17 protein-coding genes are annotated in these 16,802 nt (G+C 69.2%); 7 read left to right on the top strand and 10 right to left on the bottom strand.

Translation table 11 applies throughout. The annotated features are described in order from the left end of the window. Window positions 1-2: 2 nt before the first annotated feature. A complete protein-coding gene (locus MHN84_RS21725; RefSeq protein WP_241206580.1) occupies window positions 3-902 on the bottom strand; it encodes an SDR family NAD(P)-dependent oxidoreductase in 900 nt (299 codons plus the stop codon). 26 nt (window positions 903-928) lie between these two features. Beyond that, the gene (locus MHN84_RS21720) at window positions 929-1,828 is read right to left on the bottom strand and encodes an SDR family NAD(P)-dependent oxidoreductase (RefSeq protein ID WP_241206579.1); all 900 of its coding nucleotides are present in this window, start codon (window positions 1,826-1,828) and stop codon (window positions 929-931) included. 98 nt (window positions 1,829-1,926) lie between these two features. Between MHN84_RS21720 and MHN84_RS21715 the strand changes: the two genes are divergently transcribed. From MHN84_RS21715 to MHN84_RS21705, 3 genes are all read left to right on the top strand, one after another. Beyond that, window positions 1,927-2,481: a TetR/AcrR family transcriptional regulator gene (locus MHN84_RS21715; protein WP_241206578.1), complete on the top strand. Its 555-nt coding sequence runs from the start codon at window positions 1,927-1,929 to the stop codon at window positions 2,479-2,481. Window positions 2,482-2,664: 183 nt separating this feature from the next. Continuing rightward, on the top strand, window positions 2,665-4,290 hold the full coding sequence (gene groL / locus MHN84_RS21710) for a chaperonin GroEL (RefSeq protein ID WP_221361569.1): 1,626 nt from the start codon (window positions 2,665-2,667) through the stop codon (window positions 4,288-4,290). Between the two features lie 141 nt (window positions 4,291-4,431). Further along, window positions 4,432-5,307, top strand: coding sequence for an endonuclease domain-containing protein (locus MHN84_RS21705; protein ID WP_241206577.1), 876 nt, complete (start codon window positions 4,432-4,434; stop codon window positions 5,305-5,307). A 3-nt stretch (window positions 5,308-5,310) separates the two neighbouring features. On the opposite strand, the gene MHN84_RS21700 is transcribed toward MHN84_RS21705, so the two are convergent. Continuing rightward, on the bottom strand, window positions 5,311-6,618 hold the full coding sequence (locus MHN84_RS21700) for an MFS transporter (protein ID WP_241206576.1): 1,308 nt from the start codon (window positions 6,616-6,618) through the stop codon (window positions 5,311-5,313). Window positions 6,619-6,707: 89 nt separating this feature from the next. On the opposite strand from MHN84_RS21700, the gene MHN84_RS21695 reads away from it, so the two are divergent. Beyond that, a complete protein-coding gene (locus MHN84_RS21695; RefSeq protein WP_241206575.1) occupies window positions 6,708-7,703 on the top strand; it encodes a zinc-binding alcohol dehydrogenase family protein in 996 nt (331 codons plus the stop codon). A gap of 26 nt (window positions 7,704-7,729) precedes the next feature. Continuing rightward, window positions 7,730-8,542 (top strand): SDR family oxidoreductase, encoded by an 813-nt coding sequence (locus tag MHN84_RS21690; RefSeq protein WP_241206574.1) that lies wholly within the window; start codon window positions 7,730-7,732, stop codon window positions 8,540-8,542. Here the strand turns inward: MHN84_RS21690 and MHN84_RS21685 are convergent. Together MHN84_RS21685 and MHN84_RS21680 are read right to left on the bottom strand one after the other, a co-directional pair. Further along, on the bottom strand, window positions 8,539-9,087 hold the full coding sequence (locus tag MHN84_RS21685; protein ID WP_241206573.1) for a carboxymuconolactone decarboxylase family protein: 549 nt from the start codon (window positions 9,085-9,087) through the stop codon (window positions 8,539-8,541). The genes MHN84_RS21690 and MHN84_RS21685 overlap by 4 nt on opposite strands. Next, window positions 9,084-10,811, bottom strand: coding sequence for an amidohydrolase family protein (locus MHN84_RS21680; protein WP_241206572.1), 1,728 nt, complete (start codon window positions 10,809-10,811; stop codon window positions 9,084-9,086). Before MHN84_RS21680 ends, MHN84_RS21685 begins: the two co-directional genes overlap by 4 nt. A gap of 22 nt (window positions 10,812-10,833) precedes the next feature. Between MHN84_RS21680 and MHN84_RS21675 the strand changes: the two genes are divergently transcribed. Beyond that, window positions 10,834-11,238 carry a VOC family protein gene (locus MHN84_RS21675; protein WP_241206571.1) on the top strand — a complete coding sequence of 135 codons (405 nt, stop codon included), beginning with the start codon at window positions 10,834-10,836 and terminating at the stop codon, window positions 11,236-11,238. Here MHN84_RS21675 and MHN84_RS21670 read toward each other — a convergent pair. The 5 genes from MHN84_RS21670 to MHN84_RS21650 are packed head-to-tail and all read right to left on the bottom strand — an operon-like array spanning window position 11,219 to window position 15,744. After that, complete coding sequence (locus tag MHN84_RS21670) at window positions 11,219-11,833, bottom strand: class I SAM-dependent methyltransferase (RefSeq protein ID WP_241206570.1); 615 nt, start codon at window positions 11,831-11,833, stop codon at window positions 11,219-11,221. The two genes, MHN84_RS21675 and MHN84_RS21670, sit on opposite strands and share 20 nt — an antisense overlap. Before the next feature lie 5 nt (window positions 11,834-11,838). Beyond that, window positions 11,839-12,675, bottom strand: a complete 837-nt coding sequence (locus tag MHN84_RS21665) for a glycosyltransferase family 2 protein (protein ID WP_241206569.1) — start codon at window positions 12,673-12,675, stop codon at window positions 11,839-11,841. Next, complete coding sequence (locus MHN84_RS29905; protein ID WP_241206568.1) at window positions 12,672-13,646, bottom strand: glycosyltransferase; 975 nt, start codon at window positions 13,644-13,646, stop codon at window positions 12,672-12,674. Before MHN84_RS29905 ends, MHN84_RS21665 begins: the two co-directional genes overlap by 4 nt. After that, complete coding sequence (locus tag MHN84_RS21655; protein WP_241206567.1) at window positions 13,643-14,752, bottom strand: glycosyltransferase; 1,110 nt, start codon at window positions 14,750-14,752, stop codon at window positions 13,643-13,645. The genes MHN84_RS29905 and MHN84_RS21655 overlap by 4 nt, the downstream gene beginning before the upstream one ends. Further along, on the bottom strand, window positions 14,749-15,744 hold the full coding sequence (locus MHN84_RS21650; protein WP_241206566.1) for a glycosyltransferase: 996 nt from the start codon (window positions 15,742-15,744) through the stop codon (window positions 14,749-14,751). Before MHN84_RS21650 ends, MHN84_RS21655 begins: the two co-directional genes overlap by 4 nt. A gap of 153 nt (window positions 15,745-15,897) precedes the next feature. Here MHN84_RS21650 and MHN84_RS21645 point away from each other — a divergent pair, with 153 nt between their 5' ends. Beyond that, a complete protein-coding gene (locus MHN84_RS21645; RefSeq protein ID WP_241206565.1) occupies window positions 15,898-16,800 on the top strand; it encodes a WcbI family polysaccharide biosynthesis putative acetyltransferase in 903 nt (300 codons plus the stop codon). Window positions 16,801-16,802 lie beyond the last annotated feature (2 nt).

Raw genomic sequence — 16,802 nt, 5'->3', positions numbered from 1 at the left:
CGCTAAACGGGGAAGGTGACTCCGGTGAGTTCTTCGGAGACCGTCCACAACCGCTGCTGCTGGGCCACGTCGTAGGACAGCGCGTTGGACGCCACGACGACGGGCGCGCCGCGCTGTTGGCCGATGCCGTCGGGGCCGTAATACTGCCCGCCGAGCACACCGGGGTCGGTGGCGGCGCGCAGCGATGGCAGCGCACCGCCATCGGGCTTCTGGGCGAACAGCAGCGGAGCAGCCGCCAGGAAGGCGCGTTCGACCGGGCGTGGGAAGCTGCGCGCCAACTCGGTGGTGGCCGTCCCGGGGTGGGCCGCGACGGCGATCGTCTTCCCGCGCGGGGCCAGGCGGCGCTCCAGCTCGTAGGTGAACATCAGGTTGGCCAGCTTGGACTGTGTGTAGGCGCCCATCCGGCTGTAGCTGCGCTCCCACTGCAGGTCGTCCCAGTGGATCGCACCGCCCATCTTGTGGCCGTTGCTGCTCACGGTCACCACGCGGGAGCCGGGCACGTCGACGATGTGGGGGAGCAGCAGCCCGGTGAACGCGAAGTGGCCGAGGTGGTTGGTGCCGAACTGCAGCTCGAAGCCGTCCTTCGTGGTGCCCTTGGGGGTCGTCATCACGCCGGCGTTGTTGATCAGCAGATCGATGCGCTCGAACCGGCTCTTGAGCGCGTCGGCGGCGGCGCGGATGGAGACCAGGGACGTCAGGTCCAGCTCCTGGACCTCGACGGTCCCGCTGATCCTGTCCGCCGCCTGCTTGCCCTTCTCGACGTTGCGCACCGCGATGACGACGGTCGCGCCCTTGTCCGCCAGCGCCTTGGCGGTCTCGAACCCGAGGCCGGTGTTGGCGCCGGTGATGACGGCGACGCGGCCGGTCTGGTCGGGGATGTCGGCTGTGGTCCAGTCGCTCATGGGTGTCCTTTCGTGGGAGGGGATCGCTAGACGGCGACGGTGATTCCGGTGAGTTCTTCGGACACGGTCCAGAGGCGTCGCTGCAGCTCGACGTCTTTGGACTGCTTGCTCGAGTCCACCACCTCGGGGTACCCGCGCAGCTCGAAGGGTCCTGACGGGCCGTAGTACTGGCCCCCGCGGGCGGCCGGATCGGTCGCGGCCCGCAATGTCGGCAAGGCTCCCATCGCCGCGCTCTGCGACACCGCGCGGAACACCGGATCGAGCAGCGGCAGGTGTCGGCCGAGGTCGGTGTTCGACCCGCCCGGGTGTGCCGCCAGTGCGGAGGCCGGCGATCCGGCGGCGGCCAACCGCCGCTGCAGCTCGTAGGTGAACAGCAGGTTGGCGAGTTTGGACTGGCCGTAGGCCACGACGCGGTTGTAGCCGCGCTCGAGTTGGAGGTCGTCGAAGTGGATGCTCGCGCGGATTCGGTGCCCGATGCTGCTGACGGTGACGATGCGCCCCGCCGGCGCTGCCGTGACACGATCGAGAAGCAGCCCGGTCAGCGCGAAGTGGCCGAGGTGGTTGGTGCCGAACTGCAGCTCGAAGCCGTCTGCGGTCTCTTGGCGGGGCGTGTACATGACGCCGGCGTTGTTGATCAGTAGGTCGATCGTGGGGTGATCGCTCTTGAGTCGGTCCGCGGCAGCGCGTACCGAGGCCAGTGAGCTGAGGTCGAGATGCTGCAGCACGACGGTCGACCCAGGTGCCGTCTGCTGGATGCGGCGGACCGCGTCCTTCCCCTTGTCGGTGTTGCGGACCGCGACGACGACCGTCGCTCCCTTCGCCGCCAACGCCTTGGCGGTCTCGAAGCCGAGGCCGGTGTTGGCGCCGGTGATCACGGCCGTGCGGCCGGTCCTGTCGGGAATGTCGGCTTCAGTCCATGTCGTCATGTCGTTCTCCTAGAATGAATGGAAGCGGGGCGTCCGCTCCGGTTGTTGATCACTATACGGAACGCACGCCCCGTTTATCTATTCCTGAGGAGCTCGTCATGAATCGGCCCCTGCGCGCAGACGCGGCACGCAACCGCGCCCGGGTGCTCGAGGTCGCCTACGAGACCTTCGCCGACGAGGGGCTGGCGGTGCCGATCGACGAGATCGCCCGCAGGGCCGGGGTCGGTGCCGGCACGGTCTATCGACACTTTCCGACGAAGGAAGACCTGTTCCGCGCCGTCGTCGACGACCGAATTCGCAGCATCATCGCGTGGGGCAGCGCCCTGCTCCAGGAGGTTGCGCCAGGGGAGGCGCTGTTCGCCTTTCTACGCACCCTGGTCCTGCAATGGGGGGCCACCGACCGGGGTCTCAGCGAGGCGCTCGCCGGTGCCGGTGTCTCGGTGGACGTGGCGATCCCTGAGGTCGAAGACGAGTTCCTCGCAATGCTCGGAGAGTTGCTGCGCGCCGGGCAGGAGGCAGGCACCGTGCGCGGCGAGATCGGCGTGGCGGAGGTCAAGGCTCTGCTGGTCGGGCTCCAGGCGATGCAGGGCTACAACGGGGAGGCTGCGACCAGGGTCATCGACGTCGTGCTGGACGGCCTACGCGCTCGATGAACAGCCTTGCACTCTCCCAGGTCGAGTGCTAAGAATGCAGTTGGCACTCGCGACCGGTGAGTGCTAGGTCGGGACGGTGAGGCCGGGGCCGCATTTCCGCGAGCACATCCCCAGCCGTCCGTCGCGGGCACTGCGCCCGACCAGCAAGACGTGCATCCCCAATCCCGGAGGAAACACTTCGCAATGGCCAAGACAATTGCGTATGACGAAGAGGCCCGTCGCGGCCTCGAGCGGGGCCTCAACAGCCTCGCCGACGCGGTAAAGGTGACGCTGGGCCCCAAGGGTCGCAACGTCGTCCTCGAGAAGAAGTGGGGTGCCCCCACGATCACCAACGATGGCGTGTCCATCGCCAAGGAGATCGAGCTCGAGGATCCGTACGAGAAGATCGGCGCCGAGCTGGTCAAGGAAGTCGCCAAGAAGACCGACGACGTCGCGGGTGACGGCACCACCACCGCCACCGTGCTGGCCCAGGCGCTCGTGCGCGAGGGTCTGCGCAACGTCGCCGCCGGCGCCAACCCGCTCGGCCTCAAGCGTGGCATCGAGAAGGCCGTCGAGGCCGTGACCGAGGGTCTGCTCAAGTCGGCCAAGGAGGTCGAGACCAAGGAGCAGATCGCTGCCACCGCCGCGATCTCCGCCGGCGACGTCCAGATCGGCGAGCTCATCGCCGAGGCCATGGACAAGGTCGGCAACGAGGGTGTCATCACCGTCGAGGAGAGCAACACCTTCGGCCTGCAGCTCGAGCTCACCGAGGGCATGCGCTTCGACAAGGGCTACATCTCGGGCTACTTCGTGACCGACGCCGAGCGCCAGGAAGCCGTCCTCGAGGATCCCTACATCCTCCTGGTCAGCTCCAAGGTCTCGACCGTCAAGGACCTGCTCCCGCTGCTGGAGAAGGTCATCCAGTCCGGCAAGCCGCTGCTGATCATCGCCGAGGACGTCGAGGGCGAAGCCCTGTCGACCCTGGTGGTCAACAAGATCCGCGGCACCTTCAAGTCCGTCGCCGTCAAGGCCCCGGGCTTCGGTGACCGCCGCAAGGCGATGCTGCAGGACATGGCGATCCTCACCGGTGGCCAGGTCATCAGCGAAGAGGTCGGCCTGTCCCTGGAGACCGCCGACGTCGCGCTGCTCGGCAAAGCCCGCAAGGTCGTCGTGACCAAGGACGAGACCACCATCGTCGAGGGCGCCGGTGACTCCGACGCCATCGCCGGCCGCGTGGCCCAGATCCGCGCCGAGATCGAGAACAGCGACTCCGACTACGACCGCGAGAAGCTGCAGGAGCGCCTGGCCAAGCTGGCCGGCGGTGTTGCGGTGATCAAGGCCGGAGCTGCCACCGAGGTGGAGCTCAAGGAGCGCAAGCACCGCATCGAGGACGCCGTCCGCAACGCCAAGGCTGCCGTCGAAGAGGGCATCGTCGCCGGTGGCGGCGTCGCCCTGCTGCAGTCGGCCCCGACGCTGGACGGCCTCGGCCTCTCCGGTGACGAGGCCACCGGTGCCAACATCGTGCGCGTCGCGCTGTCGGCCCCGCTGAAGCAGATCGCCTTCAACGGTGGTCTCGAGCCCGGTGTCGTCGCCGAGAAGGTGTCCAACCTGCCCGCGGGTCACGGCCTCAACGCCGCGACCGGCGAGTACGAGGACCTGCTCAAGGCCGGCGTCGCCGACCCGGTGAAGGTGACCCGCTCGGCGCTGCAGAATGCAGCCTCGATCGCGGCGCTGTTCCTCACCACCGAGGCCGTCGTCGCCGACAAGCCGGAGAAGGCCGCCGCACCTGCGGGCGACCCGACCGGTGGCATGGGCGGCATGGACTTCTAAGAAGTCGCCTTCGAGAGGCCCGGTCCCGTTCGCGGGGCCGGGCCTTCTTGTTTATCCCCAACGTGGGCCCTGTGCACAGGTTCGGCCCGAAAAGCGTGCGGGAGGCCCACTCTCGTCGGATGCCGCGGTGACGGTGCCCGTATGGAACCTTTCATCGGCAGCGTCGCGGTCCGCGACGGCCACCTCACCCGCCGCGCCCTGGCCCGTCACCACCGCCCGGTGTTCCGCGACGTCTATCTCGCGAAGGACGTCGAGTTGACGGCCCGCATCACAGCGCATGCCGCATGGCTCGCAACCGGCGCAGTTCTGGGCGGGACCTCGGCCGCCGCGGTCTTCGGCACCAAGTGGATCGACCCTCACGCGCCCGCGGAGATCGTCCGCGCGGACCGGCATGCGGCACCCGGCATGATCGCGCACTCATGGACCCTCGCAGCCGGAGAGACGTGTCTCGTCGCGGGGGTCGATGCGACCACGCCGGCGCGCACTGCGTTCGATCTCGGCCGCACCCGACCTTTCGACGAGGCGGTCCCCGTCATCGACGCGCTGATGAACGCAACCCGCTTGTCCGCGGCTGAGATCGCAGCCGTCGCAGCAGCGCACCCCGGCGTTCGCGGTGTTCGGCGTATCCCCGGGTTATTGAAGTTGGTCGACGGGGGTGCGGAGTCGCCGCAGGAAACCCGGGTGAGGCTCATCCTGGTCCGTGCCGGACTCCCGCGGCCCGAGACGCAGATCGCGTTCAAGGATCTGCGTGTCCGTGTCGACATGGGCTGGCGGCAGTGGAAGGTCGCCGTCGAGTACGACGGTGTTCAGCACTGGAGTGACCGGCGGCAGCGCACATGGGACATCGACCGGCTGGCGCTGTTGGACGAGGCCGGGTGGGCAGTAATCAGGGTGAGCGCTGAGATGCTGCGGCGTCCCGACGTCATCGTCGAACGTGTGCGCGCCAAGCTGCTCGAACGTGGGGCCTGTGCACAACTTCTCGGCGGATGCCGTGCACGAGGCCCACGTTCGGCCTAGCCCCTAAAGCTCCCGCAGCGGCGTCGGCTTCAGAGCCAGCGTCGCGGTCACGCTGATCACCGCGGTCAGCACCAGGTAGCCGCACGCCAGCCAGGGCGAACCGCCCACCGCTCCGATCAGGGCGGTCAGGATCAGCGGTGTCAGCCCCGAGGCGAACACGCCGGAGAGTTGGTAGACCGTCGAGAGTCCCGTGTAGCGGATGCGGGCCGGGAACAGCGACGCATACAGCGAGCCCTGCGCGCCGTAGAACAGCGCATGCACGACGCCGAACACCACGAGCATGCCGACGGCGTACAGCCCGATGTCGCGGGTGCCGAACAAGGCGAACACCGGGAACACCGCGACGCCGTAGGCGCCGATGCCGATCGTGTAGATCCGCTTCGGGCCGTAGCGGTCGGTCAGCAGACCCGATACTGGCAGCAGCACCGCCATCAGCAGGGCGGCGGCAGTAACGGAGATCAGCACCGGCACCTTCTCCAGCTTCAGCGTGCCGGTGGCGTAGGCGATGGCGAACACGCCCCAGGTGTTGAACGCGGCCCCTTCGCCCCACCGCGACAGCATGCCCAGCACGGTCGAGCGCAGCACCGGCGGTCGGAACACCTCCCGCACCGGCACCGCGGCCCGGTCGTCCTCGTCGCGGACCTTCTCGAAGGCCGGTGTCTCACTGGCCTTCAGCCGCACCGCGACACCGAAGATCACCAGCACGATGCTGAACAGGAACGCAATGCGCCAGCCGTAGGCCAGGAACGCATCATCGGGCAGCGCGATTTGCAGCAGGGCGAAAACGCCTGTGCCGAGGGCGAGTCCGAGCGCCAGGCCGACCTGCGGGATGCTGCCAAAGAGCCCTCGCCTGCGCGCCGGGCCGTGCTCGACCGCCAGCAGTACCGCGCCCGCCCACTCGCCGCCGAGCGCGAAGCCCTGCACGATGCGCAGCAGGAGCAGCAGAATCGGGGCGAGCACGCCGATCTGCGCGGCCGTGGGCAGCACACCCATCAACGCGGTCGCCGCCCCCATCAGCAGCATGGTCAGCGCCAGCGTCTTCTTGCGGCCGATGCGGTCGCCGATGTGGCCGAACACGAACCCGCCGATGGGCCGGACAACGAACCCCACCGCGAACGTCGCGAACGACAGCAGCGTGCCGACGAACGTGGTCTGGTCAGGAAAGAAGGCCCGGTTGAACACGAGGCTGGCGGCCGTCGCGTAGAGGAAGAAGTCGTACCACTCGATCGTCGTCCCGACCAGGGACGCCCACAGCGCGGTGCGCGCTGCCGGTGTGGCGGGCTCGGTGTCGGGTGGGGCTATGACAGTCACGGGGATCCATCAGCGCACGTCGCCGGGCTCCGAACAACGTTTGCGATCGGCATGGATGAAACTCGGCGCCGCTGAGGTTCACTGTCAGCATGGACACGATGACTGCGATCGGCGCGTACGCCGCCGACTCGATCGACGACAGCCTGCGCGACATCACCGTCCCGGTGCCCGAGCTGAGGCCCCGCGACGTACTGGTCCGGGTACTCGCGGTGTCGGTGAATCCGGTCGACGTGAAACAGCGTGCGGCACTGGAGTCCTCCTCCGAACCGAAGATTCTGGGTTATGACGCGGCCGGTGTGGTCGAGGCGGTCGGCCCGCAGGTGTCGACGCTGTCGGTGGGCGACGAGGTCTGGTACGCCGGGGACATCACCCGCGCCGGCAGTAACGCCGAACTGCAGGCGGTCGACGAGCGCATCGTCGCCCGCAAGCCGGCATCGCTGTCGTTCGCCGACGCGGCCGCGCTGCCGCTGACGACGATCACCGCGTGGGAGTCGCTGTTCGACCGGTTCGGCCTCACCGCGGACTCGACCGGCGATCTGCTGGTGCTCGGTGCTGCCGGCGGTGTCGGCTCGATCATGATCCAGCTCGCGAAGGCGCTGACGCAGGTGCGGGTGATCGCCACCGCCAGCCGCGACGAGTCGCGGGAGTGGGCGCGACGGATGGGCGCCGACCTGATCGTGAACCACCATCATCTGCGGGACGAGACGCTGGCCGCGGTTCCCGGCGGCGTCGACTACCTGTTCTCCCCGCATTCGGCAGGCAACATCGACGACTACGAGGCGATCGTCACACCCTTCGGCCACATCACCGCGATCGACGAACCGGAGGGCATGGAGCTGGTGGGTCTGAAGGCGAAAAGCATTGCGTGGCATTGGGAATTGATGTTCACGCGGGCCATGTTCGAGACGCCGGACATGATCGAACAGCAGCGACTGCTGGCCCGTACGGCGGATCTGGTGGACCAGGGCGTGCTGCGGACGACGGTCACCAAGACCATCACCGATTTCTCGGCGGCAGGGCTGGCCGAGGCGCACCGTGACGTGGAGTCGGGCCGGATGACGGGCAAGGTCGTGCTCACCCGCTGACGGGCGGCGGCGTAGGTTCCCACACCATGGCCCTTCCCCGCCCGTCCGAGAACACCACCGCCGTCGTCACCGGAGCCTCGTCGGGCATCGGCGCCGACCTGGCTCGCGAACTCGCGGGGCGCGGGTACGGCCTGACGCTGGTCGCCCGCCGCGAGAACCGGCTGCGTGAACTGGCCGACGAACTGTCGGGCCGGGTCCGGGTCGAGGTCATCGCCTGCGACGTCGCCGACGCGGCCGCCCGCGCGGATCTCCTGGAGGAAGTCGGCCGCCGCGGCCTCACGATGGACATCCTGGTCAACAACGCCGGCATCGGCACCATCGGCCCGGTCCTCGGCTCGACCCCGGAAGCCGAGATCGGCCAGGTGAGGGTCAACGTCGAGGCGGTGATCGACCTGACCACCCGTGCGGTGCAGCAGATGGTGCCGCGCGGCCGTGGCGCGATCCTCAATGTCGGGTCGACGGCCGGCTTCCAGCCGTTCCCCGGTCAGTCGGGCTATGCCGCGACGAAGGCGTTCGTGCGGTCCTACACCGACGGGTTGCGCGGTGAGCTGGCCGGCACGGGCGTCACCGTCGCCGCTCTGCATCCGGGGCCGGTGCGCACCGAGTTCCTCGAGACGGCAGGCATGGACGAACGGACCTTCGCTGCGGCGTTTCCGAAGTTCCTGTGGATTCCGTCGCGCACCGTCGCCAGGAAGGGCATCGAGGCACTGGAGAGCGGGCGCAGCGTCATCCCGGGTTGGCAGAACGAGATTCCGGCACGGGTCTTCGAAGTCATGCCGCGCCGGCTGCTGTTGCCCCTGCTACGTAACCAGCACCCGGCGCTGAAGCGGTCGAGCTAGCCGGGCCAAGGCCGCATCCAGCCTTCGACGGGAAGGTCCATCCCGTTGCACAGCGTGCAGATGGTGCGGTACCAGCCGACCGCGATCAGCAACTCCATCCGCTGCTCGTCACTGAGGGTGCCTCCCAACGCCGTCCAGGTCCGCTCAATCCACGAGCCGGTCGCCTCGAGCTCGTCGACCGCGGATATCAGCGTGCGTTCCTGAGCTGACCATCCGACGTCGGCGCCGGTGACCAGCGCGTCGCATTCGGACTCGGACACTCCCGCGATAGGACCCCAGAACGCGGCCTGCCCACCCCACTCGTAGGCGCATCCGACGAGTGCGCAGATGCGCAGGATCGCGATGGTGCGCAATCGAGGGGGCAGTGTCGCATCGACATACAGGGCCTCACCCAGCGCGCGCAGCTTCGCGGCCAGCGCCGGGTGACGCTGCAGGCACCGCACCAGCAGCAGCGGCTCGTAGGTCCGGTCGGGGTGACCCCAGCGGTTGATGCCGTCGGCGTCCTGCTCGCTCCACGGCGGGGCAAGTGGCGCAACGCGACTCACGCGCTCGGCGCCTCCCGTCGGCCGCGGATCAGGGTCCCGGGCCGGGCGTCGGTGGGGACGCCGTTCTCGGCGATCACCTGCCCGGTGACGACGGTGGCGACGTATCCGTCGGCGCTCTGGTCGAGCCGCCGGCCGCCGGCCGGGAGGTCTGCGACGACGACGGGCCGGTGCAGCCGCAGCGCGTCGGCATCGATGACGTTCAGGTCGGCCTTGTAGCCCACCGCGATGCGGCCGCGGTCGGCCAGGCCCGCTACCGACGCCGGCACCGAGGTGAGTTCGCGCACCGCGTCGGCCACCGTGAGCCGGCCGGTCGGTCGGTCTCGCACCCAGTGCGTCAGCATGTACGTGGGAAAGCTTGCGTCGCAGATCATTCCGTAGTGAGCACCGCCATCGCCCAATCCGAGGACGACGTCGTCACGGCGAATGAGCTCGGCGACGGTGTCGAGTGAGCCGTCCCGGAAGTTGGCCAGGGTCACCAGCAGCATGGCCTGACCATCGTCGTCGAGCAGGCGGTCGTAGGCTTCTTCAGCGGGGCTGATACCGCGTGCCTGTGCGCGGGCGCCGATCGAATCCGACGGCGCCGGTTCGTAATTCGGCGGATCGCCCAGCGGGAACATGTAGTTCCAGGCTTGGGCGGCGAACATCAGCGGGTGTCCGTCGGCGGCCGGGCGATCGTTCAGAATACGTTCGCGCACTTCGGGTTCACGCATCTCGGCGACCCGCTCGGCCAGCGGCAGGTGCGCGATCGCCTGGTAGGACGGGTACATCACGAACGGGTTGCCGGACAACTCGAGGCCGAGCATCAGCCCGATCGGGCGCGGGAAGATCTGTGCGCTGATCCGGCCGTCGTTGTCGTTGGCCTTCTCGACCATGCGCAGCGCGTCGAGGAAGAACGGGTCACCGGCGTTGCCGATCGCGAGGGTGAATGTGACGGGCAGGCCGACGTCGGCGGCCACGTCGAACACCGTGCGCAGCGCCGGCTCGTAGTCCCCGGCCATCAGGTCGGGCACGAACTGGATCAACCCGCCGCCGGCGTCGTCGACGCCTCGCGCGATCGCCTCGATCTCGGCGTAGCCGGCGTCGTAACTCGGGATGGGGTGACCGCTCTCGGACTTGTGCAGCGTCAGCCGCGACGACGCGAAGCCCAGCGCCCCGGCCTGCACCGCCTCGGCGGCGAGCTTGCGCATCATCGCGAGATCCTCGGGCGTCGCCGGTTCCCGGTCGACACCGCGGCGACCCATCACGTACACGCGCAGCGGGGAGTGCGGCAGGAACGCGGCCACGTCGATGTCGTGCGGCCGCGCCTCGACCGCGTCGAGGAACTCGGGAAAGGTCTCCCAGTGCCAGGGCAGCCCGTCGACCATGACGACCCCGGGGATGTCCTCGACCCCGGCCATCACGTCGACGAGCACGTCGTGGTCATCCGCTCGGCACGGGGCGAAGCCGACGCCGCAGTTGCCCATCACCGCCGTGGTGACGCCGTGCGCCGAGGATGGGGTCAGTCGGTCCGACCAGATGGCTTGACCGTCGTAGTGGGTGTGCAGATCGACGAACCCGGGGGTGACGAGCAGGCCGGTGGCATCGATCTCGCGGGCAGCCGGGCCCGAGATGCCGGGCCTCACCTCGGTGATCACGCCGCCGGTGACCGCCACGTCGGCGACGAACGGTTCGCCGCCCAGGCCGTCGACCACGGTCCCGCCACGAATGATCAGGTCATGTGTCATGCCTCGAATGTACGGTCAGGAGATGATCGACCACTTCGGAATCAACTGCGTGCACTGGGACGAGTCGAAGACGTTCTACGACAAGGTCCTCGGGGTGCTCGGCTACACCCGGCAGATGGACATGGAGGTCGCCGTCGGCTACGGCGCCGACGGCCATCCCTCGTTCTGGATCGGGGACGCCTCGGTCGGCGACGTGTCAGGTCCGAACCGCGAGATGCACGTCGCGTTCGTGGCCAAGGACGCCGAAGCCGTGCAGGCGTTCTACCGCACCGCGCTCTCGCTGGGGGCCGAGCCGCTGCACGAGCCGCGGATGTGGCCCGAGTACCACGACAACTACTACGGCGCGTTCGTGCGCGACCCCGAGGGCAACAACGTCGAGGCCGTGTTCCACGGCGGCGGCCCGGCGGTCACCGGTCCGCCGGTTTGAGCCAGCGCCACTGACCTTTCGACCATCCGGTGGCGCCGTCGAGGGTGTCCGCGACGGCCTGCACCACGCCGGGCCACTGCCACTCGTCGTAGTCGTCGCCCGACAGCCAGCCGCCGGGGCGGACTTTGGGCAGCCAGGCGGTGATGTCGGCGCACACGCTGTCGTAGTCGTGCCGGGCGTCGAGGTGCACCCAGGCCAGGGATTCGTCGGCGAACAGCTTCGCTGCGGCCACCGAGTCGCTGATCAGGAGCTGCACCTGATCGGCCGCGCCGCACGCGATGAGGTTGCGGTGCAGCAGCCCGGCCAGCGTGCCGCCGCCGTGGCTGACCGCGGGGGCGTGCGCGTTGGTCCCGCCGCGCCCTTCGGGCCCGCTGCCGCGGGCGGTGTCGACGCCGACGATCACCAGGTCGCGACCGCGGGCGAGTTCGGCCAGCGAGCAGAGGCTGCGGCCCAGGTAGCAGCCGACTTCGACGATGCGGTCGCCGGCACCGAAGTGCTCGACGGCTTCCTCCTGCCCCGAGCGCCACTGGAACCAGCCGGGGATGTCCTCCCAGGACTGGACCGGCTGGTCGAATCCGGCCATCGGATCAGGCATCTTGATCAGGCACCTGCGGTCACCGTCCTGTCGGTCATCTCGATGTCGTCGCCCCGGCGTGTGATCACGCCGTCACGTTCGAACGCGTCCAGCCACCCCGTCATCGGCCACCGCCCCCAGCGCCGGTGGAAGATCCGCGCGTTGCCGACGATGGCGGCCACGTGCTCGACAGGCGGATTCGAGACCGGGTGGTGCTGGTGGTAGGCGTGCGCGCCGCCCACCCAGATCAGCGGAAGTCCTTGCGCTGCAGCGGAAGCCGCGAAGTCGGTGTCTTCCCCGCCGTAGCCCGTGTAGTCCTCGCAGAACCCGCCGAGGCGGGTCCACGTGTCCGCCGAGCAGGCGAAAGACAGCGACCAGAACAGGTCGTGGTTCGGCTCGATCTGCAGCACGCCCGGCGGAGGGTCCGGTCGCGCGGGATGGGGGTCGGTCAGCTCGTCGAGGCGATCGAGGGGGTAGCCGCCGGGTGCGGGCGGCAGGTAGGTGACGGGCCCGCAGAGCAGGGCCGGCCGCTCGATGCGTCCGTGCGCGTCGAGGTACCGGCCGATCAGATCCCGACCGGGAATGCAGTCGACGTCGAGGAAGATCAGCAGCTCGGCACCGCGATCGAGGCCGGCCTGGGCGCCGACGTTGCGGGCACGGGCCAACGGCAGCGCCGCGGGATCTGCGGAGCACGGGACGACGTGGACGCCGGGGCCGGCGAGTTCAGGGACGGTCGGATCGGCCATCGCGACCACGATGCGCTCATGCTGCCCGGGCACGCACTGCGCCAACCCCGCCTGCTGGGTCCGCAAATGTGCGTGCCGCCCGTGCACGACGGTCACCACCGCGGCGCGAGGACTCACGCGGCGATCACCTGCGCGGCGCGGGCGGCGGCCCCGCGAACATGCAGCCGCGACCACGCCGACCGGTCCAGCGCGAGGGTTCCGGTGAGCAACGCGGGCCACCGGTCACGGGTGGGCCACTCGGTCAACTCCACGGTCAGCCCCGCTCGCGCCAAAGCTGTTGCGGTGGCGTGCTGTTCGGCGAAGGGGCGGTGCTGGGGGATCACGATCACCGCGGCATCGGTGAGCGCCACGTCGGCGACGGCGTTCTGTCCTGCGTGGGTGACGATGACGTCGGCCGCCTCCAGCACCGGCCACGGATCGTCGACCCATCCCGATGACCCCAGCGCGATCCACCGGTAGTGCGGAAGGGCCGTGCGGAGCTGGTCGAGGGCGTCGGCGGGCAGATCGTCGCCACCGGCACCGCCGAGCAGCACGCCAGTCCGAGTGTCTGACCGGGTGCGTCGCCCTCGATCCTCGAACTGGCTGATCGATCCGACGAAGTGAGTGCGGTCCGCGTGATCGTGGAGCCACGCCGGTCGGTAGACGTCGGCGGACCAGGGCGCCACGATCTGGTCGGCGATGTCGTAGGCCAGCCGGTGGGCCGGATCGGTGCGCTCGCCGGGCATTGCCATCACGGTGACGGGGATGCCCGCCAGCCGGCCCAGCATCGCGATCTCGACCGATACGTCGACGACCAGGCGGCGTAGCCCGGCGTCCGCGGCGACCTGGAGCAGATCGGCGGCGCGCCGCGCCAGACCCGCCACATGTGTTGGCGCCCAATGCAATCGACCACGGCTCTGCGGATCGACGGGCAGCTCGCCGTCGGGCGGGACGTCGAGGGCGAGCTGCACCCAGCGGTCCTGGGGCCGCATCTGCGCGGGGCGGGGCAGCGAGGAGAAGAAGGTCACGGGCTCGTCTAGGCGGGCGCAGATGGACCGGGCCCGGGCCGCGTGCCCGCGGCCGTGGTGGTGCACGTAGTAACCGATCACGCCGACACGCCGTCCATCGCCGAGATTCCCGGAGCGCACAGCAGCTGTCGATACTGGTCGAGATACCGCGACACCATCACCTCGTGCGAGCAACAGCGCTCGGCGCGGGCGCGCGCGTCGCTCCGGTTCAGCCTCATGGCGTCGAGCAGGGCCAGGCTCAGCCCGTCGATGTCTCCGGGCGCCGCGAGCCGGCCGCACGATTCGTCGATGATCTCGGGGATCCCGCCGCGGGCGAACGCCGCGACGGGCGTGCCTGCGGCGAGCGCTTCGGCGACGACGCGGCCGTAGGGCTCGTCCCAGTGGGGGGTCACCAGTGCGACCGCCGCGCCGCCGACCAGCAGGTTCAGGTCGTCACGCCGCAGGTGTCCGTCGTAGACGACGCCGTCGCCCAGCAGAGGGCGCACCGCGGCGTCGAAATACACGGAGTCGCCGATCGGTCCGGCGATGCGCAACGGGATGCCTGCAGCGCGCGCCGCGGCGATGGCCGAGGTGACGCCCTTCTCCGGCACCAGTCGCCCCGTCCACACGGCGTAATGGCCGCCAGGACCCATCGGCCGGTGTGCCATGTCCACTCCGTTGAGGATCACCGGGATGGGCCCGCTGATCGGAGACCACTGCCGCGCGGTGAACTCACTGACGGCGACGAAGCTGCTGGCCACGCCGCCGGGGAGTGCGACCGCCTGCTCCTGCCACTTCAGGGGAGGGGTGTGCAGCGTGGTCAGCATGGGGGCGTCGACGGTGTGGGCCATGGCAAGCGGCAGGTAATGCGGACTGTGGTTGTGGATGACGTCGAACGCACCGAGCTCGGCCCGGCCCAGGCCCACCATCACCGACAGGTAGGCGTGCGTCTCCTGCACCACCCATTCAGGAGTCGTGGGATCGAGACGGCGGGTTTCCTCGCTCATGTGCAGGGTGCGCAGCGGCACCACGTTCCATGGCAGGCCCATGTCGGAGCCCGGCGCGGCGAACACGGTGACGTGGTGTCCCGCAGCGGTGAGGCCGTGAGCGAGTTCGAACACGAACGCTTCCAGTCCGCCGGCGAACGGTTGCCGTACCGGGTAGCGGGACGAGGCCAGAAGCGCGATGCGTAACGGGCGTGCGCTCATGCGGTTCTCGCACTCCGGCACAGTCCGCGGTAGAGCCGCGCGGTGTCCTGCCGCACCTGGTCGCGCTCTGCGGCCCGCACGCGCCGGCGGGTTAGGTCGTCTGTTCGTTCCCCGATCTGTCCGAGCGCGTCGGCGACGGCCGCCAGCAGGCCGGCTCGGTCGAAGCGCCCGATGCCGAAACCGAAGGTGGTGCAGGGCCGTTGTTCGTGCAGATGTCCGCAGTCGGGGACCACAGGAACGACACCGCTGTCGTGGCAGGCCTCGACCCAGCCGGAGTGGGTGCCGAAGCGGTAGGGCAGCACCAGGATGTCGATGTCGTGGAGGAAGCCGACGAGTTCGGCGTCGGTGAACGGTGGATGGACCCGGACGTCGACACCGCGCGCCCGGTAGGCCGCCAGCCGATCGGCCAAATGCTCGTCGGCCCGAGGTGAGTCAAGAGCGTTGCCATCGAGATCCAGCCGCAGCGAAACATGCTGCGCTGCAAGCAGTGTGTCCATCACCGGCCACGGGTCGATGTTCGCCCGCAGGAACTTCGCATGGATGGCGACGACGGGCTCGGTGCGGTGCTCGCGCGGTGACCCGACCTGGTCGATCGGCAGCAGGTGCGGGTGCGGCAGCACCGTCGCCGCGACGCCCCACCGATCACGGACCTCCCGGGCCGCGCCGTCGGTGAGGGTGATCACGGCATCCGCGCGGTGCAGCAGGGTGCCGAGCTTGGCGTGGTGACCGGTCTGGTCCTCGAGATGCGGGTTCGCGAGGTCGTGCACGGTGACCACGAGCGGGACGCCATAGGCGGCGAGTACGTCGGCGACGGCCACGAGATCGTCGTGCTCGATGCTCTCGAACCCGAAATGCACGTGCAGGACGTCGATCTCGGCGACATGTGCGAGCACGTACTGCGGATCGAGCCATTGTGGCGGCCACCATTGGCCCGGCTGGCTCGCATCCGGAGGAACCGGATCGGGGAGCAGCGTCACGAGCGTGGTGTCCACGGTGGCGGTGATGTACGGGTGTGCAGCCGGAACGGAGGCAACACGAATCAGATTCACACAATCCTTTCGACAGAGGCGATCAGTCTCGCCGCTGTCTCGACGATTGCTCTGGGGAAAGATATACCACGCCGAGGTGACACGTAACCTCTCGGCGTGGACTTCTCCAGCTCGCCCGCCGAGCAGTCAGCGCACGACGAGCCGCTGTGGTTGGTCGTCGGCAATTGTCAGGCCGAGGCGCTGCGCCGGGTGCTCGACAGCGTGCCGGCACGGCCGTACCGGACGGTGCGGATTCCGCCGGTTCATGAACTGACACAACAGGATCTGCCTCATCTCGACGCATTGCTGGGGCAGGCTGCGGTCTTGCTCAGCCAACCGGTCCGGCCCGATTACCGGGGCCTGCCCGTGGGGACGGGCCAACTGGTCGAGCGACTGAATGCCGGTGCCCGGGTGGTTCGTTGGCCGGTGATCCGCTACGCCGGGCTCTATCCTTTCCAGGTCATCGTGCGCCGTCCCGCCGACCGATCGCTGACACCTCCGGTGGTGCCGTACCACGACCTGCGGACCATCGCGGCGGCGCGGGCGGGGCGCTCGCCCGACGACCCGTGGGACGTCGAGGTCAGCGCAGAACAGCTCCGGACGGTGGCCGCCCTCAGTCGCGACGAGCTGGCGATGCGGGAAGCCAGAGACTGTGACGTCGGCGTCTCGGATCTGTTGGCGGGCTTGGGCGTAGACGCGGCACACACGATCAACCACCCCGGTAATGCAGTGTTGATCGCCCTGGCCGGCCGCATCCTGGACCACCTCGGAGCGACGGTGACCGTCGGCTCCCTCGACACCGTCCTGCTGTCGTCGGTGACCGCGCCGTTGGAGGCGCGGGTGCTCGGCGCACTGGGACTGTCCGGGACGCCGCGGCGGGCCTGGTGTCAGCACGGCACCACGATCGCGCCCGAGGACGTCCACTCCGCGCAGCTGCGGTGGTACGGACGCAACCCCGACTTCCTCGACCTCGCCGTGCAGCGTCACGGAAACGTCATGGATTCACTGGGACTTCTGTGAGC

It is taken from the genome of Mycobacterium sp. PSTR-4-N (assembly GCF_022348085.1).
In the GTDB taxonomy this organism is placed as follows: domain Bacteria; phylum Actinomycetota; class Actinomycetes; order Mycobacteriales; family Mycobacteriaceae; genus Mycobacterium.
Note: the sequence above shows the minus strand (reverse complement) of the source record. Positions and strands in the feature narration are given on the sequence as shown.